Consider the following 19672-nt stretch of genomic DNA (forward strand, 5'->3'; position numbering starts at 1 on the left):
CTTTTTTTGTCCCCGATCCTTCGGTAGGAGGCGACATGGTCACTCCAGCCTCCCTCTCGATCCGCGCGCGGCGGCTGCTCGAAGCCGGCGACACCGCGCAAGCCATCGAGCTGGTATCCGACGCCGCGCGGCGCGGCGATGGCGAGGCGCTCAACGAGCTTGGCCTGTGGCATGTCTATGGACAGCCTTTGCAGCGCGACTTTGCCCGGGCGCGGTTGTTTTTCGGTCATGCCGGTCGCGCGGGGTACCAGCCCGCGACAACCACCTATGCCGTTTTTGTCGCACTCGGCGCCGGCGGCGAACCCAGATGGAAGGAAGCCTTCGAGTTACTCGAAGCCGCTGCGCCCGAAGACGCAATGGCGGCGCGGCAGGTCGAACTGTTGCGCGCGATGGATATTGGCGGCGACGGTCGGCCGCAATCCCTGCCCCCGGAGGAGGTGCTCGCACGGTCACCGGTCGCAGCCCGTCGACGCGCCCTATTCTCGCCCGCGGAATGCGCGCACGTTATCGACCTTGCGAAACCGTTTCTCGCACCGTCGGTCGTTGTCGATTCCCGGACCGGACGGCAAAGCCCCAATCCGATCCGCACCTCGTTCAACGCCGTACTGGGACCGATCCAGCAGGATCTGGTGCTCCATGCGCTCAATCTGCGCCTCGCCGCGGCCACAGGCACCGACGTCGAGGCCGGCGAGCCGCTGATCGTCCTCCGCTACGAACCCGGACAGCAATATCGCGAGCATCATGATTGCCTGCCCGGCGAAGCCAACCAGCGCGTCCGCACGGCGATCGTCTATCTGAACGAGGATTATCAGGGCGGCGAAACGAGTTTTCCCGCAGCGGGCCTCGACATCAAGGGGCGCACCGGTGACATGCTCACTTTCGCGAACACGCGCCCCGACGGCCAGGTCGATCTGGACAGCCGCCACATTGGGCAGGCCGTCACCAAGGGGACGAAGTGGATCTGCACGCGCTGGATCCGGCGCGCGCGCTTCGATCCTTGGGGGCTGCGCACCCCTTCGCCGCTGATCCGGTAGTGGGCGTCAGTCCCAGACGCGCTCGAACCGCGCGCCGAGCCCGGTCAGCAGTTCATATTGCGACAGCCCGCTTTGCGCCGCGACCGAAGGCAGGTCATAATCGATCGTCAGCCAGTCGCCTTCGGCGGCGTCCGGGGCTCCGCTCGCGTCGAAGGCGATCAGATCCATCGAGACGCGCCCGATCAAGGGCAACGCCTGCCCTTCCCGCGTCGCACCGCCGATCCCGGCATGGCAACGCAGATAACCGTCGGCATAGCCCATATTGGCAATGACCACGGGCGTGTCGCGCTGCGCGGTCCAGGTCGCGCCATACCCCACCGTCTCGCCCGCACGCGCAACGCGTCGCTGGATGATGCGCGCCTCGGGATAGGCGACCTGCCGGATATGTCCGTCGGCGGACGCGCGGGGAATCCCGCCATAAAGCGCCAGCCCGGGCCGCGTCAGGTCGAAGCCATAGTCGGGGCCAAGGCAGATGCCCGCGCTGTTCGCAAGACTGTAACGCCGCGCCGGAACACGCGCGCGGACCGCACGAAAGGCCGTCAGCTGCCGCGCATTCTGATCGCTGTCCTCATCTGCCGACGCGAGATGGCTGAGCAACGTCTCGATTGCGAGGCCGTCGAGCGCGCCACTCGCGGCCTCCTCGGGACGCAGGCCGAGACGGTTCATGCCGGTATCGACCATCACGTCGCATGGCCGCCCCTCCCCTCCTTCGCGCCAGCGCAGCGCCTGTTCGACGCTGCACAGCACCGGACGCGCCGGGAGGGTGCGGGCAGCGACCATATCGCTCGCGCCGACGCCGTGAAGGACCGACAGCGACACGTCGCCGGCGAGCGGCATCAGCGCCGCCGCCTCGCTCCAGCTCGCGACGAAGAAGTCGCGGCATCCCGCCGTGGCGAGATGGCGCATCACCTCGCGCGCGCCAAGGCCATATCCGTTCGCCTTGATCGCCGCGCCGCACGCCTTGCCCCCTTGCGCCGCCAGCCAGCGCCAGTTGGAAACGAGCGCGGCGGAATCGAGGCGGAGACGCAGCGGCGATGCAATATCGATCATGCCCAAGCCCCTAGACGGCTTTACCGGCAGCGCCAATGGGTCAGGCGGCATCGCCCGCGGACGGTGCCGGCTTGTCCCACTGCCCCTCGACCGGCTCTTTCAGCAGGAAGACCGACACGAGGAACGCGACCAGCACCACGACCCAGGTGTACCACAGCCCGGCATAGGCATTGCCCGTCTTGGCGACGATGAAACTCGCGATCAGCGGCAGGAAACCGCCGAAATAGCCGGTGCCGAGGTGATAAGGGATCGACAGCGACGAATAGCGGACATGCGGCGGGAACATTTCGGACAGCAGCGCCGCGACAGGGCCATAGGTGAAGCCCGACAGCGCACTGAGCCCGAGTAGCGCGACGAGGATGACCGCCATGCCGAACGGCGCCGGAATCTGCTTGTCGAAGCCATAGCCTATCGCCTCGAGCGCGGGTTTGAGCAGCACCGGATCTTCGCTCGCGACCTCGCGGTCGCCGATCATCACCTTCACGCTGTCGAACCCCGTTTCGTTCGACACGACCTGGTAGGGAACACCCAGCTTGGTGAGCTCGCCGAGTGTCTTGCCGCACGCAGTTTCCTGCGTCTGCGCAAAGGGATCGAAGCTGCACTTGGATCCCGTGACGACGACCGGCGCCTTTTCCGCCGCCGCGGTCAGCGCCGGATTGCCGACGCTGCCCATCAGCCAGAAGAGCGGAAAGAGCAACACCAGCGTCGCGGCGTAGCCCCAGACGATCGGCTTCTTGCGCCCGATGCGGTCGGACAGGCGTCCCGCCAGGAGAAAGAATCCCATGCCCAGCGCTGCGGCGATCCCGACGATGATTTCGGCGGCCGTATCCTCGACCTTCATCGGCCCTTTGAGGAAGGAGAGGCCGGAGAACATTGCGGTATACCAGATCACCGTCAGACCTGCCGCGATGCCGAACAGTGCAACGAAGATGCGTTTCGGATTGCCGGGGTAGGTGAAGCTTTCCTTGATCGGATTCTTCGCGATCTCACCCTCGGCCTTCATCGCCTGGAACACCGGGCTTTCGGAGAGTTTGAGACGCATCCACAGCGAAATCGCGAGCAGGATGAGCGACAGCAGGAACGGAACACGCCAGCCCCAGCTTTCCCACACGGCGTCCGGCATCATCGCCTTGCAGCCAAGAACGACAATCAGGCTGAGGACAAAGCCGCCAACGACGCTCGCCTGAATGAAGCTGGTATAGAAGCCGCGTTTTTCAGGCGGCGAATGCTCCGCCACATAGACCGCCGCGCCGCCATATTCGCCGCCGAGCGCAAGACCCTGCAGAATACGGAGCAGCAACACGATGACTGGCGCCGTGAAGCCGATCGTTGCGGCAGACGGGATCATGCCGACGCCTGCGGTCGCGATACCCATCAGGGTCACTGTCACGAGAAAGGTGTATTTGCGGCCCAGGCGGTCACCCAGAAAGCCGAACAGCACGGCGCCGAGCGGACGGAAGCCGAAGCCGACCGCGAAGCCCGCCCAGACGAGCAGGATTTCGAGCGTGGCATTATCGCTAGGGAAAAAGGCCTTGCCGATGATCGCCGCGAGCGTGCCATAGATGAAGAAATCATACCATTCGAAGATCGTCCCCGCCGACGAGGCGGCGATGACCATGCGGATATCCTTCGCGGTCGGCTGGTAGGCGGCGGCGTGGTCGGCGGCCGCGGCGGCGTCGGTCATACACTCTCCCTTGGCCTCTCGGGCCTGTCCCCCTCCCGCTCGCATCGAGCGAAGTCGAGATGCCTTGACGGCGTACACGCCCGATGGGTGTCTCGAATTGGCTCGACACGAACGGGTTTGGGCCGGTGTAGCTGTCCGGCGGCGCCGCGCAAGCCTTCTTGGCGCAGCGTCATTCCGGTGGCAGACTGCGCGCCATGCAGTTCATCGACCTCTCGATCCCGATAACCAACGATGTCGTCTCCGACCCGCCGGTGATGCGCCCGCAGATCACATACATGACGCACGAAAATACGTGGGAACAGATCGCGATGTTCTTTCCCGGACTGACGAAGGACGACCTGCCCGACGGCGAAGGCTGGGCGGTCGAGAGTCTGACGCTCAGCACGCACAACGGCACGCACATGGATGCGCCGTGGCATTTCCATTCGACGACCGACGCCGGCGCCAGCGCCGCGCCGAGCATCGACGAGGCGCCGCTCGACCTGTTCTTCCGTCCCGGCGTGAAACTGGACTTTTCCAACCGCCCTGCGGGGCACGTCGTGAGCGGGGCCGAGGTCGAAGCCGAGCTGGCGCGGATCGGCCACGCGCTTCAGCCGCTCGACATCGTGCTCGTCCAGTCTGGCGCGGTCTATGGCACCGACAATTTCACCGATCAGGGCTGCGGCATGGGCGCCGAAGCGACGCTATATCTGACCGAGCGCGGGGTCAAAGTCGTCGGCACCGACGCATGGAGCTGGGACGCGCCGTTCAGCCACACGGCCAGGCGCTGGGCCGAAACGCGCGACCCGTCGATCATCTGGGAAGGCCATAAGGCGGGGCGGATCAGGCCCTATTACCAGATAGAGAAATTGACAAACCTCGCCGCCCTGCCCTCCACCGGCTGGACGCTGAGCTGCTTCCCGGTGAAGATCGAGCGCGCCAGCGCGGGCTGGATCCGCGCGGTGGCGCTGGTCGAGGATTGAACGCGGGTTTTTGTATGTCCGCAATCGACCGGTTGCGGGCATTGTGATCCCCGGCGAAAGCCGGGGCCCAGAGCGGCAAAGCACCAGGCTTGTGTGAGAATTCCCTGGGCCCCGGCTTTCGCCGGGGATCACAGAAGGATGTCCGCTCCCCACCCCAAACCCGCCATCGCCTTCAAATAGGCCTTTCCTACATTATCCGGCTGTGTCAGCTTTCATCTGGTGGGCAAAGGCGGTCGCCGGGTACGGCCGCGGGCGAGATGCGTTCGGCAATTTTCCCGGTCCAGAACGGGGCGCGCAATGGGCTGAACTTTCCTGAACTTTGAAAAATCCATGCCGCGAGGCCCAGGCAAGGCATGGCCGCGCCCACCCCGAAGTCGCCCTATAAATTGAGCGTCGCGAGCATCCACAGCGTCCACAGGCTGAGTGCGAGCAGCGTGCCGAAGGTTGCGACGACGCCGACCTGCCGCCCCAGCGGCGCCTCGCCGGGTTCCGACGGCGTGTATAGGCCGATCACATGCGCGACGCGGCCGATCAGGAAGATCGCGCCGATGATCATCAGCGCCAGATGATTGGCGCGAACCGTCTCGAGCAGGCCAAGCAGGATGATCGTGATCGGCGCATATTCGGCAAGGTTGCCGTGCGCGCGGCTGGCGCTGATCAGCTTCGGATCGCCATGGTCGCCAAACGCGGCCTTCAGACGCAAGCGCTGGCGCACCGTGTCGATCGCGGTGACGAGCAGCAGCAGTGCGCAGACCGCCGCAACGAACGCAGTTACCGGTAAAGTCATCGACCCTCTTCCCTTGTTTGCACGCGCGCAGCCTAAGCCGGTCGTTCGTCGAACGCCACTGGCAAGTTTCAGGTGAAACTTTACCGTCGCGGGACACCAGAATGACCGGGGAGTGACTGAATGACCATCGCCGAGGCGACGCCCGATTTCGAGGCGGACCGCAACGATCGCGCCTTTCTCGGGCACCCCAAGGGCCTTGGCTACCTCGCCTTCGTCGAGGGGTGCGAACGTTTTTCCTATTATTCGATGCAGACCTTGCTCGTGCTCTACATGGTCAAATATCTGCTGTTGCCCGAGAATGCGGCGGGGGTGATCGGGCTCTCGGCGCTGCGCGACTGGTATGGCGGGATCGACGGCCAGCCGCTCGCGTCGAAGATTTTCGGCGACTATACCTCGCTGGTCTATCTGACCCCGATTGCCGGCGGCTTCATTGCCGACCGCTGGCTGGGTCGGCGCACAACCCTGATCCTTGGCGGCCTGTTCATGGCGGTCGGCCATTTCCTGATGGCGTTCGAAGGCGCGTTCCTCTTCGCGCTGCTCGCGCTGATCGTCGGCGTGGGGCTGTTCAAGGGCAATATCGCGAGCCAGGTCGGCGAGCTGTACGGCCCGGACGACCTCCGCCGCGCGATGGCGTTCCAGATTTTCTACATCGCGATCAATGTCAGCGTCATCGTCGCGCCGCTGATTTCGGGGACGCTGGGCGAGAAGGTTGGCTGGCACTGGGGCTTCGGCACCGCGGGCGTGGTGATGGTCGCGGGGCTGATCCTGTACATCTACGCCAAGCCCTGGTTGCCCGCCGAGAGCCGCGAGCTTCGTGCGGAGAAGGCTCGGAAGCCAAGGGAACCGTTGACGCGGGACGATTGGATACGCGTAGCCGCGCTGCTGATCCTCGTGCCCGCGCTGGCGGTCGCGCTGCTCACCAATCAGGAGATTTTCAACGCCTATCTCGTCTGGGCCGACCAGCATTTCCAGCTGACCTTCTTCGGAACGACGCTGCCGACAAGCTACATGATCACGATCGACGCCACGGCAAGCTTCTCGATGCTGGTTGCGGTTGCTGCCTTCTATGTCTGGTACGGCAAACGCTACAAGGAGCCCGACGAGCTCGGCAAGATGATCATCGGCAGCCTCTTCACCATCGCGGGCGGGCTTTGCCTGTTCACGGCGGCAGCGACGCAGGGCGACGGCAAGATCGGGCTGTTCTGGCCGGTCATGTTCCACCTGTTCAACAGCATCGGCTTCGCGCACATCCTGCCGGTCAGTCTCGCGCTCTTCACCAAGGTCGCGCCGCGCGCGCTCAACGCGACGGTGGTCGGCATCTATTATCTCGCCTTCTTCGGGGCGAACAAGATCGTCGGCGAGGTCGGCGGCTGGTATTCGTCGATGCCGACGACGAGCTTCTGGCTGTTCCACGTCGCGACGGCGGTGGTCGGGCTGGTCGCCTTCGTGCTGTTCAAGCTCTTCCTCGGGAAGCGACTGACGACAGCCGCCTAGAAGAGGCGCGAGCCATTCGGCACCGCTCGGTCGGGCGCGAAGAGGATTACCGCGCCCTCTTCGTCGGCAAATCCCAAGGTCAGCACCTCGGACATGAACTTGCCGATCTGCCGCGGCGGGAAGTTGACCACCGCGGCGACCTGCCGCCCCGCCAGCTCGTCGAGCGTGTAGCGGTCGACGATCTGCGCGCTGCTCTTCCTGATGCCGATGGCGGGGCCGAAGTCGATCTTCAACTTAAACGCGGCTTTGCGCGCCTCGGGAAAGGGCTCGGCCTCGACGATCGTGCCGATACGGATGTCGACCTTCAGGAACTCGTCGAAGGCGATTGGGTCGGCCGCAGGGGCATCCTGATCGTGATGGGCGTGCAAGGCCTCACTCCATCTCAAGAATGATCTCATCGACCGCCAGACTGTCGCCTTGCGCCGCGTTGACGCTTTTCACGACGCCCGACTTTTCGGCGCGGAGGATGTTTTCCATCTTCATTGCCTCGACCGTCGCAAGCGGCTGGCCCGCCTCGACCTTGTCGCCTTCGCCGACGTGGAGCGCGACGAGCAGACCCGGCATCGGGCAGATTAGGAATTTCGACAGATCAGGCGGGATCTTCTCGATCATATGACCCGCCAGCGGCGCAATATGCCAGGGGAGTACGCGGACGTCGTGAATATGTCCGCGCGTCGTCATCTTCCAGCCTGCGCGGGTTTTCGCGACCTTCACAGCCAGCTCGCTATCATCGATTTCGGCAACGACCAGCCGGTCGCCCGGCGTATATTCGAGCGCGATGTCGATCTTGTCGCCCTCGACCTTGATATGCTTCTCGCCGATCTTGACCTTGTGGGCCGTGCCGTCGATCGACACCTGCCATTTGGCGGGCGGTTCGAGCCGGTCGCCGAGCTGGCCGTCGGTGCGGCGAGCACGATCGGCCTCGGCGCTCGCCATGAAGCCCGCGATAGCGGCGAGCGCGCGCGTGATCTTCGCGTCGGTCGGGGCGCCGTGGAAGCCTTCGGGATATTCCTCGGCGATAAAGCCTGTCGTCAGCTCGCCCGAGCGGAAGCGCGGATGCTGCATGATTGCCGACACGAAGTCGATATTGTGGCCGAGCCCTTCGAGTTCAAACCGGTCGAGCGCCGCGATCTGCAAATCGGCGGCCTCGTCGCGCGTCTCGCCCCACGTCACCAACTTGGCGATCATCGGGTCGTAGAAGATCGACACCTCGCCGCCCTCCTCGACCCCCGCGTCGACGCGCACGCCATCGACGCCGCGCTCGTCGCCTTCCCACGCCGGAACCGGGGTGCGGTAACGCACCAGCCGCCCGGTCGAGGGCAGGAAACCCCGATACGGATCTTCGGCATAGACGCGGTTCTCGATCGCCCAGCCGTCGATCTTCACATCGTCCTGCGTCAGTTCGAGCTTTTCGCCCGCAGCGACACGGATCATCTGCTCGACTAGGTCGATGCCGGTGATCGCCTCGGTCACCGGATGCTCGACCTGCAGCCGCGTGTTCATTTCGAGGAAATAGAAACTCTCGCCCGTCGGGTCGGCGCCGCTGACGATCAACTCGACCGTGCCCGCGCTGTAATAGCCGACTGCGCGCGCCAGCGCGACGCACTGTTCGCCCATCGCTTTCCGCATCTTCTCGGTCACGAAGGGCGACGGCGCCTCCTCGACGACCTTCTGGTGCCGCCGCTGGATGCTGCATTCGCGCTCGTTGAGGTAGAGAATGTTGCCATGCTGGTCGCCGAGGATCTGGATCTCGATGTGGCGCGGATTGAGAATGAATTTCTCAATGAAGACGCGGTCGTCGCCGAAGCTGTTGAGCCCTTCGCGCTTGGTCGCCTCGAACCCTTCGCGGACGTCCTTTTCGTCATAGGCGAGGCGCATGCCCTTGCCGCCGCCGCCGGCAGACGCCTTCATCATCACCGGATAGCCGATCTCGTTCGAAATCTCGACCGCATGCTCGGTGTCGCGAATTTCGCCGACGAAGCCGGGGACGACGTTGACCCCAGCTTCCTTCGCGAGCTTCTTCGACTCGATCTTGTCGCCCATCGCGGCGATCGCATTCACCGGCGGGCCGATGAAGGCGATATTTTCCTTGGCCAGCGCCTCGGCGAAGCTGGTGCGCTCCGACAGGAAGCCATAGCCCGGATGTACCGCCTCGGCGCCGGTCGCCTTGCACGCGGCGATGATCTTGTCGGCGATCAGATAGGATTCGGACGCGGGCGACGGGCCGATATGCACCGCCTCGTCGGCCATCTGCACGAACGGCGCGCGCGCGTCGGCGTCCGAATAGACGGCGACGGTCGCGATGCCCATGCGGCGTGCAGTCTTGATGACGCGGCAAGCGATTTCGCCGCGGTTGGCGATCAGGATTTTCTTGAACATTTAGCGCCTCCAACGGCGAAATAAGAGAAAACAAAGAGCGGCATAACCGCAGATTCCCCCAGCTATCGCGATCCATACCGATAGCGAGCTTCCCATTTCGCAACTGGCGTCCGGCCCCACGCCGCAAGGGAATGTTGCAGCTAAGATCGCGAAGGCAGCAATAACCCACCACACGAAGCTGATTGCGAGAAAACTAACGACGCGAGGCAATGCGCTCACTCCGCCGCTTCCATCCGCATCGGCTCTTCGCTCTCCATCGGCCGGAGGCCGAGCTTGGCGAATAGCGCCGCGTCGGCATTGTCGCCCGCGTTCGCGGTCGTCAGCAGCTTGTCGCCGGTGAAGATGCTGTTCGCGCCCGCCATGAAGCAGAGCGCCTGCGTCGCTTCCGACATGCTTTCGCGGCCTGCCGACAGGCGGACCATCGACTTCGGCATGGTGATGCGCGCGACCGCGATCGTGCGGACGAACTCGATATCGTCGATCTTGGCGAGCGGCGTGTCGGCCAGCATGTCACCAAGCACGGTGCCCTTCACCGGCACCAGCGCGTTGACCGGCACGCTTTCGGGATGGCGTTCGAGCGTCGCGAGCGCGTGGATGAAGCCGACGCGATCGGCCCGCGTCTCGCCCAGCCCGACGATGCCGCCCGAGCAGACGTTGATCCCGGCGTTGCGGACTTCCTCGAGCGTGTCGAGGCGATCCTGGAAGGTGCGGGTCGAGATGATATTGCCGTAATTCTCCGGGCTTGTGTCGATATTATGGTTATAATAATCGAGCCCCGCGACGGCGAGCGTCTGCGCCTGCTCCTTGCTCAGCATCCCCAGCGTCATGCAGGTTTCCATGCCCATAGCGCGCACGCCCTCGACCATCTCGACGATCGCGGGCATGTCGCGATCCTTGGGGTTGCGCCACGCGGCGCCCATGCAGAAGCGCTTCGAGCCCGCGTCCTTCGCCTGCGCCGCCGCCTGCAGCACCGCGCGCACATCCATCAGCTTGGTCGCCTTGAGGCCACTGTCGGCATGCTTCGACTGCGAGCAATAGCCGCAATCCTCGACGCAGCCGCCGGTCTTGATGCTTAGCAGAGTGCAAAGCTGCACCTCGCCGTGCGCATGATGACGGCGGTGGACGCCCTGCGCCTCCCACATCAATTCGTCGAACGGCAGATCGAAGAGGGCAGCGATTTCTTCGCGGGTCCAGTTGGTGCGACATTCCCCCACCCCGTTCGCATCGAGCGAAGTCGAGATGCCCCTCGGGCTGGGCGCAGGGTCGATGGGTGTCTCGACTTCGCTCGACACGAACGGGGTAGAGAGATTCATATTGGTCACGCAGCTTCTCCAATCGGCGGCATATTATGGCCCAGCAAACGCAGCACATCGGCGGCGCATTCGACGACGTTCGAGCCGGGGCCATAGATACCCTGCACGCCCGCGTCGCGGAGATAGTCGTAATCCTGCGGCGGGATGACGCCGCCCGCGATCACCTTGATGTCGCTACGCCCCGCTTCGCGAAGCTTGTTGATCAGCTCGGGGATCAGCGTCTTGTGGCCCGCGGCAAGGCTCGACGCGCCGACGACATCGACGCCGCTTTCGAGCGCCAGCACGACGGTCTCCTCGGGCGTCTGGAACAGCGGGCCCGACACGACGTCGAAGCCCATGTCGCCGAACGCCGAGGCGATGATATTCGCACCGCGATCATGCCCGTCCTGCCCCATCTTGGCGACGAGCAGCTTGGGCTTGCGCCCCATCCGGCGTTCGACCGCGGCGACCCCGTCGAGCACCTGCTGCCAGCGCGCATCGCCCTCGTAGGGCGCGGCATAGACGCCCTTCACCGGGGTCGGCTGGGTCGCATAACGCTGGAAGCTCTTTTCCATAGCGGCACTGATCTCGCCGAGCGTGGCGCGCGCACGGGCGGCTTCGACGGCGTGCGCGAGCAGGTTGTTCTCGATCGACTGCTCGCCCGCCGCCGCATCGCGGAGAGCCTTCAGCGCCGCCTGACATGCCGCTTCGTCGCGGCCCGCCTTGGTCCTGTTGATCCGCGCGATCTGCGCCTCGCGGACCTTGCTGTTATCGACCTCGAGCGTTTCGAGCAGGTCTTCATTGGCGAGGCGATATTTGTTCACGCCGACGATCACATCGTCACCGCGATCGACACGCGCCTGACGAGCGGCGGCGGCGGTCTCGATCATCGCCTTCGGCCAGCCGGCGGCAACGGCCTTCGCCATCCCGCCTTCCTTCTCGACGCGCTCGATGATCTCCCAAGCCTTGTCGACCAGCTCCTGCGTCAGCGCCTCGACATAATAGGAGCCGCCGAGCGGATCGACGACCTTGGTCATCCCCGTCTCTTCCTGGATGACGATCTGCGTGTTGCGCGCGATGCGGGCGGAGAAGTCGGTCGGCAGCGCGATCGCCTCGTCGAGCGCGTTGGTGTGCAGGCTCTGTGTGCCACCCAGCATCGCCGCCATCGCCTCGATCGTCGTGCGCATGACGTTGTTATAGGGGTCTTGCTCGGTCAGGCTGACCCCCGACGTCTGGCAATGCGTGCGCAGCATCTTCGACCGCTCGTCCTTCGCGCCGAGGTTGGTCATCACGCGGTGCCACAGCACGCGCGCGGCGCGGAGCTTTGCGATTTCCATGAAGAAGTTCATGCCGATCGCGAAGAAGAAGGACAGGCGCCCGGCGAACTTGTCGATGTCGAGGCCGCTTGCGACGCCGTAGCGCACATATTCTGCGCCGTCGGCAATCGTGAAGGCGAGCTCCTGCACCTGCGTCGCGCCGGCTTCCTGCATATGATAGCCGGAGATCGAGATGCTGTTGAACTTCGGCATCTCGCGCGACGTGTAGCCGAAAATGTCGCTGATGATCCGCATCGAGGGCTCGGGCGGGTAGATATAGGTGTTGCGGACCATGAACTCCTTGAGGATGTCGTTCTGGATGGTCCCGTCGAGCAATTTGCGGTCGACCCCCTGCTCCTCGCCCGCGACGATAAAGAAGGCGAGGATGGGGATCACCGCGCCGTTCATCGTCATGCTGACCGACATCTGATCAAGCGGGATGCCGTCGAACAATATCTTCATATCCTCGACGCTGTCGATCGCGACCCCGGCCTTGCCGACGTCGCCGACGACGCGCGGGTGGTCGCTGTCATAGCCGCGGTGCGTCGCGAGGTCGAAGGCTACCGACAAACCCTTCTGTCCTGCGGCAAGGTTGCGGCGATAGAAGGCGTTCGATTCCTCGGCGGTCGAGAAGCCCGCATATTGCCGGATCGTCCACGGCCGCCCCGCATACATCGACGCGCGCACGCCGCGCGTGAAGGGCGCGAAGCCGGGCAGGCCGGGGTCGACCGTCACATCTTCCGCAGTATAGAGCGGCTTGACGTCGATCCCCTCGGGTGTGTGCCAGGTGAGGTCCTTGCCCTTCACTTCCTTGGCAGCGGCTTCGGCCCATTGGCCGAGGGTGGGTTTGTCGGTCATATGCAATCTCGTTTCGTGCTCCCCGGCGCAAGCCGGGGTCCAGAAGTCGTGAGCCCCGGCTTGCGCCGGGGAACACAGGTCAGTGATCGCCCTTCGGCGTCTCCATAATCTCGGTCAGTACCCCGCCCATATCCTTGGGGTGCAGGAAGAAAATCAACGTCCCATGCGCCCCGATCCGCGGTTCGCCGAGCACCCGCTTGCCCATCGCTTCGAACTCGGCCTTGGCGGCATAGATATCGGGCACCTCGTAGCACATATGATGCTGCCCCCCCGCCGGGTTCTTCTCCAGAAACCCCGCGATCGAGACATTGCCCGGCAGCGGCTCGATCAGCTCGATCTGCGTCCCGTTGAGCGCCCCGTCCGCCCCCGGCGTATCGACGAAGCAGACCTTCACGCCCTGCTCGGGCAGGTCGAAAGGTTCATGGATCTGCGTCGCGCCCATCACATCGCGGTAAAAGACGATGCTGTCCGCGATCGACGGCGTCGCGACGCCGATATGGTTGAGGCGGCCTAGTTTCATTCAATCAATCCCAATGCCCATAACAGCCCCCAGCACCCGATTGCCACAAACAGCACGCCCATCGCCGCTGTAAGAATGTGCCAACCGATCAAGAAACGATGCCAGTTTGGCCATTCCTTCTGATCAAATTCTTTGAACCCATATGAGAAATATCGCTCATCCCTTCGCTTCACGAACCGGATGCTTTGCCAGGTAAAAGCCACCGCAATCGCCAGCCAAAGCAGCAGAAAAGCAATATCTCCACTTCCCCAGCGCATCGCTACAGCGGAATATTGTCATGCTTCTTCCACGGATTCTCCAACTGCTTGTTCCGTAGCTTCCGCAGCCCCAGCGCGATCCGCCGCCGCGTCGAGTGCGGGTAAATCACCTCGTCGATATAGCCGCGCTGCGCCGCGACGAACGGGTTCGCGAAGCGGTCCTCATATTCTTTCGTGCGCTCGGCGATCTTCTCGGGGTCGCCGATATCGCTGCGGAAGATGATTTCCACGGCGCCCTTCGCGCCCATCACGGCGATTTCGGCGGTCGGCCACGCATAGTTCAAATCTCCGCGCAGATGCTTCGACGCCATCACGTCATAGGCGCCGCCATAGGCCTTGCGCGTGATCACCGTGATCTTGGGCACCGTTGCCTCGGCATAGGCGAACAGCAGCTTCGCGCCATGCTTGATGATGCCGTTATATTCCTGCGCGGTGCCGGGCAGGAAGCCGGGGACGTCGACGAAGGTGATAATCGGGATTTCGAACGCGTCGCAGAAGCGGACGAAGCGCGCCGCCTTCTTCGACGAGTTGATGTCGAGCACCCCCGCGAGCACCAGCGGCTGGTTCGCGACGATGCCGATGGTGCGCCCCTCGATGCGGCCGAAACCGCAGATGATGTTTGCGGCATGCGCCGGCTGCACCTCGAAGAAATCGCCCTCGTCGACGGTCTTCCGGATCAGCTCGTGCATGTCGTACGGCTGGTTCGCGTTCGGCGGAATCAGCGTGTCGAGGCTCATTTCGGCACGGTCGAACGGGTCGCTGGTCGGCCGCACCGGCACGCCGCTGCGGTTATTCTCGGGCAGGTAATCGAAGAAATCGCGCGTCGCGAGCAGCGCCTCGATATCATTCTCGAACGCGATGTCGGCGACCGAGCTTTTGGTCGTGTGGGTGATCGCGCCGCCCAGCTCTTCCTGCGTCACCACCTCGTTGGTCACGGTCTTGACGACATCGGGGCCGGTGACGAACATGTATGAGCTGTCCTTCACCATGAAGATGAAGTCGGTCATCGCCGGGCTGTACACTGCGCCGCCTGCGCACGGGCCCATGATCAGGCTGATCTGCGGCACCACGCCCGACGCCAGCACATTTTTCTGGAACACCTCGGCATAGCCGCCGAGCGAGGCGACGCCCTCCTGAATACGCGCACCGCCGCTGTCGTTGAGGCCGATCACCGGCGCCCCGACGAGCATCGCCTTGTCCATGACCTTGCAGATCTTCTCGGCATGGCGTTTCGACAGCGAGCCGCCGAAGACGGTGAAATCCTGACTGAAGACATAGACGAGGCGGCCATTGATCGTCCCCGATCCGGTGACGACGCCGTCGCCCGGAACCTTCTGATCCTGCATCCCGAAATCGACGCAATCATGCTCGACATAGGTGTCGAGTTCCTCGAACGAGCCTTCGTCGAGCAGCACATCGAGCCGCTCGCGCGCCGTCAGCTTGCCCTTGGCATGCTGCGCATCGATGCGCTTCTGGCCGCCCCCAAGGGCCGCGGCGGCGCGGCGGCGTTCCATTTCGGCGATATTGGCGGACACTCGGCTTCTCCGTCAGAATGGGAATGTGCCGTCTGCGCCGAATGCCCGGTTCATGCAAATGTGAATTTGCAAAGTTGCAAAGTACAAGTTTGCAAAGTATCGAAGCGCATGGCCCGCCAACGCATCTTCGCCGGAAACCGGCTGCGGCAGCTACGCAGCGAGCGCGGCATCCGTCAGTCCGAGTTCGCCGAAACGCTGGGAATCTCGACCTCGTATCTCAGCCAGATCGAGCACGACGATCGTCCGCTGACGCCGGGGCTGCTCGACCGGCTGCAAAAGCTGTTTCCGCTCGAATGGGAAGAAGTCGCCGCGGATGCGGGCGATCGCCGCGCCGGTGCGCTGCGCGAAGCCGCCGCCGACCCGCTGTTCGCCGCGGCGCCACTCGCCCCCGACCAGCTTGAACGCGCCGCGCTCCAGCAGCCGCAACTCGCGGACCAGTTCGTCGCGCTCCACGCTGCTTACCGCCGTGCGGGACAGCGGCTCCAGATCATCGACGAGGCGCTGACCGGCGGCACCGCCGAGGGGAGCCGCCTGCCATGGGAAGAGGTGCGCGACTGGTTTCACGACGCCGGCAATTATGTCGACAGCATCGACCGCGCCGCCGAGACGCTGGCGGCCCAGCTTCGCGGCAAGGAGCCGTCGCCCGCGGTCGAGACGATCGAGCGGCGGCTGCGCGACGCGCTCGGCATCTCGATCGTCTATCAGCAGACTATCAGCCTACGCGATTTCGACGCCACGATGCGGCATCTGGTGATCGATCCATCCCAGCCCGCCGAAAGCCGGCGCTTCCAGCTTGCGCACCAACTCGCGGCACTCGCACTCGCGGACGAGATTGCTAAGGTCGTCGAAGCCTCGCCGCTCCGTACTGCGGCGGCGCGACAGTTGCTCCACGTCGGACTTGCCAACTACGCCGCGGGTGCGGTGCTGATGCCTTACGCCCCGTTCCGCGCCAGCGCGCGCGCGGTGCGCCACGACATAGACCGACTGCGCCTCGAATATGGTGTCAGCTTTGAACAGGCGTGCCACCGCCTCTCGACACTCCAGCGTCCCGGCGCGCGCGGGATTCCGATGTTCTTCTGCCGCGTCGACATGGCAGGCAATATCACCAAGCGGCACAGCGCTACACGCCTGCAATTTGCGCGCTTCGGCGGCGCCTGCCCGCTCTGGATCGTCCACGAGGCGGCAGCGATCCCCGATCGCATCCTGTTCCAGCTTGCCGAGACACCCGATGGCCTCCGCTATGTGTCGATGGCGAAGGGGCTGGTGAAACCCTCGGGCAGTTATGCGCGCAGCCCGCGGCGCTACGCGGTCGCGCTGGGGTGCGAGGCGCAATATGCCGCGGATTTCGTGTACGCCGACGGGGTCGACGTTACCGCACCGCAGGCCGCGACGCGCATCGGCCTCTCATGCCGCATCTGCCCACGCGACGATTGCGATCAGCGAGCCTTTCCGCCGAGCGACCGCCCGATCCTGGTTGACCCGGACCGGCGCGATGTGGTGCCGTACCGGATCGGCTAGGGCGCGATCACCAGCTCCTCCTCGAGGAAGTCGAGGAAGGCACGAATGCGCGCCGCGGCACGATCTTCGGGCGCGTAGAGTGCGTGAATATCCTCGCCGTCGCCGGGGTTATAGTCCGGAAGTACCTCGACGAGCCGCCCGGCCTCCATATCTCGCGCGGCATGGAAATGCCCGTGCCGCGCAATCCCGCCGCCCGCGACCGCCATCTGGCGGACGACCTCGCCCGAATTGCCGAAGAAGCTGCCGTGAACCGGGCGCTGCACAATCTTGCCGCCGATGCGGAACGGCCAGCTATCGACCGAGCGGCGGAAGCTGAAGCGCAGGCAAATATGCGCGTCGAGGTCGTCCGGTTTCTTCGGCGTTCCGCAGCGCGCCAGATAATCGGGGCTGGCGACCAGCACCATGCGGCTGTGACCCAGCTTCTTGGCGCGCAGGCTGGTGTCGCGCAGCGGCCCGATGCGGATCGCCACGTCGGCGCGCTCTTCGATCAGGTCGACGATCGTGTCGGATAGCGCCAGGTCGACGACGATGTCGGGATAACGCGCCATAAAAAGCGGCAGGATCGGCAACAGCCCCATCGCGCCGATCGACGGTGACGCGTTGATGCGCAGCAGGCCGCGGGGTCCCTGCCCTGCCTGCCCCAGCCCCGCCTCGACGGTTGCGATATCGGCGAGCAGCACGGTCATGCGGTCGCGGTAGGCCCGGCCCTCGTCGGTCAGCGCGAGCGAGCGCGTCGTCCGCCGTATCAGCGTGACGCCGAGTCGCTGTTCCAGCCGTGCGATGCTGCGGCTGACCGCCGACGGCGTCAGCCTCAGCGCCCTGGCCGCCGACGCAAGGCTACCGCCATTCGCCACCGCCAAAAAGGTTTCGATATCGCCGAACCGGTTGTCCATTGCCATTCCTGATTTTGAATCACCACTGAAATGATGAAGCGCATTCTAATCAATAATGATGCGGAGCGCTATCTTGGGCGCATCGAACAAAGACCAAGATTGAAAGGACATTTTCGATGGACCTGAAACTCAAGGGCAAGACCGCCATCGTCACCGGATCGACCGCGGGCATCGGCTATGCGATCGCCAAGCGCCTCGCCGAAGAGGGCGTAGAAGTCGTCATCACCGGACGCAGCCAGGCGAAGCTCGACGAAGCGGCGGACGAGCTGTCGCGATCGGGCACGATCCGCGCCGTCCTCGCCGACCCTGCCACGGCCGAAGGTGCCGATGCGCTGATCGCCGCGGTTCCCGCGACCGATATTCTCGTCAACAATCTCGGCATCTACGAAGCAAAACCCTTTACCGAGATCAGCGACGCCGACTGGCACCATATTTTCGAGGTGAATGTGGTCAGCGGCGCGCGGCTGTCGCGGCATTATTTTCCGAAGATGCTGGAGAAAAATTGGGGCCGCGTAATCTTCATCGCCAGCGAGAGCGGCCTGCTGCCACCCGCCGAGATGATCCACTACGGCATGACCAAGACCGCGCAGCTGACGATCGCGCGCGGGCTTGCCGAACAGACGCGGGGTACGGGTGTTACCGTCAACACGGTGCTGCCGGGGCCGACGCGCTCGGAAGGCATCGTCGACTTCATCCGCTCGGTCGTCTCGAACCCCGACGCGCCCGAAGCCGAGCGTGAAAAGGCCTTCTTTGAGGAACTGCGTCCGCTGTCGCTGATCCGCCGCCTGATCGAAGCCGACGAGATCGGATCGATGGTGACCTATCTCGCCAGCCCGCTCGCCGCGGTGACCAACGGCGCCGCAATCCGCGCCGAGGGCGGGATCGTTCCGACGATCGCGTAAGAGTCTCCCCTCCCGCGTGCGGGAGGGGGCTCGCTCACACCTTCACGATTCCGCGCTCGATCAGGCTATGCGCTGTCGCAAGGATCGCCTCCTCGGGCGGCCGCACCGTCCAGCCGAGCGTGTCCATCGCGTGACGGCTGTCGCCGCCGCGCACATTGCCGAGCTCGGCCACAAGCTGCTTGAGTTCGGGGCGGACGAGCGCGAACAGCTTCAGCAGCCAGTCGGGCATTTTCCGCGTTGGCACCTTTCTCGCCTTATCGCCAAGGTTGGCGGTCAGTATGTTCGCGACGTCGATCATCTTCAGAAACGGCCCCGAACAGACATAGCGTTCGTTGCGAATGTCCGGCGCGGTCAGCGCGCGATAATGGAGGTCGGCGACATCGCGCACATCGATGATGCCGAACCCGATATCGGGGCACATCGGCACCTTGCCTTCGAGCAGTTGCTTCACCAGTTCGATCGAGGTCGACAGGTCGTCGGACAGCAGCGGCCCGAATACCGCCGCCGGATTGACCGAGGCGAACTCGAGGTCGCCGCCCTCGGCCGCCACCCAGTCGCGCGCCGCGCGTTCGGCGACGGTTTTCGAGCGCGGATAGGGCATGACCGCCGGATTATCGAGATTGCTCCAGTCGGCCTCGTTATAGAGATCGCGCGCGGGGCCATGGCCGTAGGCGATCGCCGCCATCGACGAGGTCAGGACGAACCGCCGGACACCCGCACCCTCGGCAAAGCGCAGCGCGCGCAGCGCACCTTCGCGCGCCGGAACAACCAGATCGTCGGCATGTTTGGGAACGTCCAGCGGAAAGGGCGAAGCGACATGCGCGACATGGCTGCATCCCGCCATCGCCTCGGCCCAGCCGGCGTCGTTCTCGAGATCGGCGGCGAAGAAGCGAAGCTTGCTGTTATCGACCTGCAGCCAGCCGCGAACCTCGTCCTCGCGCTTCAGGCTGCGCACGGTGGTGTTCACCGTCCAGCCGTTTTCGATCAGCTGCCGGATCAGGAAGCCCGCGATATAGCCGCTACCTCCAGTGACCAGTACCGTGCCCGTCATGCGCCTCTCCCTTGCTTGTAATGGCTGGAAGATAGCATGTCGGTTGCGATTAGAAATCTTTTCCGTTTTATCGTCATCCCGGCGAAGGCCGGGATCTCGCCGGTGTGTGATGATACAATGTCGAGACCCCGGCCATCGCC

General features: G+C 64.3%; 17 protein-coding genes. 5 read left to right on the top strand and 12 right to left on the bottom strand.

Translation table 11 applies throughout. From position 1 onward, the window contains the following. The first annotated feature begins 35 nt into the window (after window positions 1–35). Window positions 36–1034: a 2OG-Fe(II) oxygenase gene (locus QOL79_RS09630; protein ID WP_058456459.1), complete on the top strand. Its 999-nt coding sequence runs from the start codon at window positions 36–38 to the stop codon at window positions 1032–1034. A gap of 6 nt (window positions 1035–1040) precedes the next feature. On the opposite strand, the gene alr is transcribed toward QOL79_RS09630, so the two are convergent. Further along, window positions 1041–2084, bottom strand: a complete 1044-nt coding sequence (gene alr, locus QOL79_RS09635) for an alanine racemase (RefSeq protein ID WP_058456458.1) — start codon at window positions 2082–2084, stop codon at window positions 1041–1043. A 40-nt stretch (window positions 2085–2124) separates the two neighbouring features. Then, a complete protein-coding gene (locus QOL79_RS09640; RefSeq protein WP_058456457.1) occupies window positions 2125–3768 on the bottom strand; it encodes an MFS transporter in 1644 nt (547 codons plus the stop codon). A gap of 194 nt (window positions 3769–3962) precedes the next feature. Between QOL79_RS09640 and QOL79_RS09645 the strand changes: the two genes are divergently transcribed. Beyond that, complete coding sequence (locus tag QOL79_RS09645; RefSeq protein ID WP_058456456.1) at window positions 3963–4730, top strand: cyclase family protein; 768 nt, start codon at window positions 3963–3965, stop codon at window positions 4728–4730. A 379-nt stretch (window positions 4731–5109) separates the two neighbouring features. Here QOL79_RS09645 and QOL79_RS09650 read toward each other — a convergent pair whose 3' ends face one another. After that, window positions 5110–5517: an MAPEG family protein gene (locus QOL79_RS09650; protein WP_058456455.1), complete on the bottom strand. Its 408-nt coding sequence runs from the start codon at window positions 5515–5517 to the stop codon at window positions 5110–5112. Between the two features lie 120 nt (window positions 5518–5637). On the opposite strand from QOL79_RS09650, the gene QOL79_RS09655 reads away from it, so the two are divergent. Beyond that, window positions 5638–7011 (top strand): peptide MFS transporter, encoded by a 1374-nt coding sequence (locus QOL79_RS09655; protein ID WP_283419453.1) that lies wholly within the window; start codon window positions 5638–5640, stop codon window positions 7009–7011. Here the strand turns inward: QOL79_RS09655 and QOL79_RS09660 are convergent. The 7 genes from QOL79_RS09660 to QOL79_RS09690 form a co-directional block, all read right to left on the bottom strand. Continuing rightward, a complete protein-coding gene (locus QOL79_RS09660) occupies window positions 7008–7379 on the bottom strand; it encodes a tRNA-binding protein (protein ID WP_283419454.1) in 372 nt (123 codons plus the stop codon). The two genes, QOL79_RS09655 and QOL79_RS09660, sit on opposite strands and share 4 nt — an antisense overlap. A gap of 4 nt (window positions 7380–7383) precedes the next feature. Continuing rightward, on the bottom strand, window positions 7384–9390 hold the full coding sequence (locus tag QOL79_RS09665; protein WP_283419455.1) for an acetyl-CoA carboxylase biotin carboxylase subunit: 2007 nt from the start codon (window positions 9388–9390) through the stop codon (window positions 7384–7386). A gap of 215 nt (window positions 9391–9605) precedes the next feature. Further along, window positions 9606–10703, bottom strand: a complete 1098-nt coding sequence (gene bioB / locus QOL79_RS09670; RefSeq protein WP_502957486.1) for a biotin synthase BioB — start codon at window positions 10701–10703, stop codon at window positions 9606–9608. 5 nt (window positions 10704–10708) lie between these two features. Then, window positions 10709–12856, bottom strand: a complete 2148-nt coding sequence (gene scpA, locus QOL79_RS09675; protein ID WP_283419456.1) for a methylmalonyl-CoA mutase — start codon at window positions 12854–12856, stop codon at window positions 10709–10711. Between the two features lie 79 nt (window positions 12857–12935). Continuing rightward, entirely contained in the window at window positions 12936–13376 is a 441-nt protein-coding gene (mce, locus tag QOL79_RS09680) for a methylmalonyl-CoA epimerase (RefSeq protein ID WP_283419457.1), read from the bottom strand. Then, entirely contained in the window at window positions 13373–13633 is a 261-nt protein-coding gene (locus QOL79_RS09685) for a hypothetical protein (RefSeq protein ID WP_283419458.1), read from the bottom strand. The genes mce and QOL79_RS09685 overlap by 4 nt, the downstream gene beginning before the upstream one ends. A gap of 2 nt (window positions 13634–13635) precedes the next feature. Beyond that, on the bottom strand, window positions 13636–15168 hold the full coding sequence (locus tag QOL79_RS09690; protein WP_058456447.1) for an acyl-CoA carboxylase subunit beta: 1533 nt from the start codon (window positions 15166–15168) through the stop codon (window positions 13636–13638). A gap of 108 nt (window positions 15169–15276) precedes the next feature. On the opposite strand from QOL79_RS09690, the gene QOL79_RS09695 reads away from it, so the two are divergent. Beyond that, window positions 15277–16686 (top strand): helix-turn-helix domain-containing protein, encoded by a 1410-nt coding sequence (locus QOL79_RS09695; RefSeq protein WP_283419459.1) that lies wholly within the window; start codon window positions 15277–15279, stop codon window positions 16684–16686. Here QOL79_RS09695 and QOL79_RS09700 read toward each other — a convergent pair. Continuing rightward, the gene (locus QOL79_RS09700; RefSeq protein ID WP_283419460.1) at window positions 16683–17579 is read right to left on the bottom strand and encodes a LysR family transcriptional regulator; all 897 of its coding nucleotides are present in this window, start codon (window positions 17577–17579) and stop codon (window positions 16683–16685) included. The genes QOL79_RS09695 and QOL79_RS09700 overlap by 4 nt on opposite strands. Before the next feature lie 116 nt (window positions 17580–17695). Between QOL79_RS09700 and QOL79_RS09705 the strand changes: the two genes are divergently transcribed. Beyond that, window positions 17696–18481, top strand: coding sequence for an SDR family NAD(P)-dependent oxidoreductase (locus QOL79_RS09705; protein WP_283419461.1), 786 nt, complete (start codon window positions 17696–17698; stop codon window positions 18479–18481). 34 nt (window positions 18482–18515) lie between these two features. Here the strand turns inward: QOL79_RS09705 and QOL79_RS09710 are convergent, their stop codons facing one another. Next, window positions 18516–19532, bottom strand: coding sequence for an NAD-dependent epimerase/dehydratase family protein (locus tag QOL79_RS09710; RefSeq protein ID WP_283419462.1), 1017 nt, complete (start codon window positions 19530–19532; stop codon window positions 18516–18518). Window positions 19533–19672: the final 140 nt, after the last annotated feature.

Origin of the sequence: Sphingopyxis sp. Geo48 (genome assembly GCF_949769155.1) — a bacterium.
GTDB lineage: Bacteria > Pseudomonadota > Alphaproteobacteria > Sphingomonadales > Sphingomonadaceae > Sphingopyxis.

Coding starts and splice junctions, on each gene's coding strand:
- QOL79_RS09700 (WP_283419460.1), bottom strand. CDS start 17,579: ATGGACAACCGGTTCGGCGATATCGAAACCTTTTTGGCGGTGGCGAAT.
- QOL79_RS09640 (WP_058456457.1), bottom strand. CDS start 3,768: ATGACCGACGCCGCCGCGGCCGCCGACCACGCCGCCGCCTACCAGCCG.
- QOL79_RS09665 (WP_283419455.1), bottom strand. CDS start 9,390: ATGTTCAAGAAAATCCTGATCGCCAACCGCGGCGAAATCGCTTGCCGC.
- QOL79_RS09655 (WP_283419453.1), top strand. CDS start 5,638: ATGACCATCGCCGAGGCGACGCCCGATTTCGAGGCGGACCGCAACGAT.
- bioB (WP_502957486.1), bottom strand. CDS start 10,703: ATGAATCTCTCTACCCCGTTCGTGTCGAGCGAAGTCGAGACACCCATC.
- mce (WP_283419457.1), bottom strand. CDS start 13,376: ATGAAACTAGGCCGCCTCAACCATATCGGCGTCGCGACGCCGTCGATC.
- QOL79_RS09695 (WP_283419459.1), top strand. CDS start 15,277: ATGGCCCGCCAACGCATCTTCGCCGGAAACCGGCTGCGGCAGCTACGC.
- QOL79_RS09630 (WP_058456459.1), top strand. CDS start 36: ATGGTCACTCCAGCCTCCCTCTCGATCCGCGCGCGGCGGCTGCTCGAA.
- QOL79_RS09705 (WP_283419461.1), top strand. CDS start 17,696: ATGGACCTGAAACTCAAGGGCAAGACCGCCATCGTCACCGGATCGACC.
- alr (WP_058456458.1), bottom strand. CDS start 2,084: ATGATCGATATTGCATCGCCGCTGCGTCTCCGCCTCGATTCCGCCGCG.
- QOL79_RS09685 (WP_283419458.1), bottom strand. CDS start 13,633: ATGCGCTGGGGAAGTGGAGATATTGCTTTTCTGCTGCTTTGGCTGGCG.
- QOL79_RS09645 (WP_058456456.1), top strand. CDS start 3,963: ATGCAGTTCATCGACCTCTCGATCCCGATAACCAACGATGTCGTCTCC.
- QOL79_RS09650 (WP_058456455.1), bottom strand. CDS start 5,517: ATGACTTTACCGGTAACTGCGTTCGTTGCGGCGGTCTGCGCACTGCTG.
- scpA (WP_283419456.1), bottom strand. CDS start 12,856: ATGACCGACAAACCCACCCTCGGCCAATGGGCCGAAGCCGCTGCCAAG.
- QOL79_RS09710 (WP_283419462.1), bottom strand. CDS start 19,532: ATGACGGGCACGGTACTGGTCACTGGAGGTAGCGGCTATATCGCGGGC.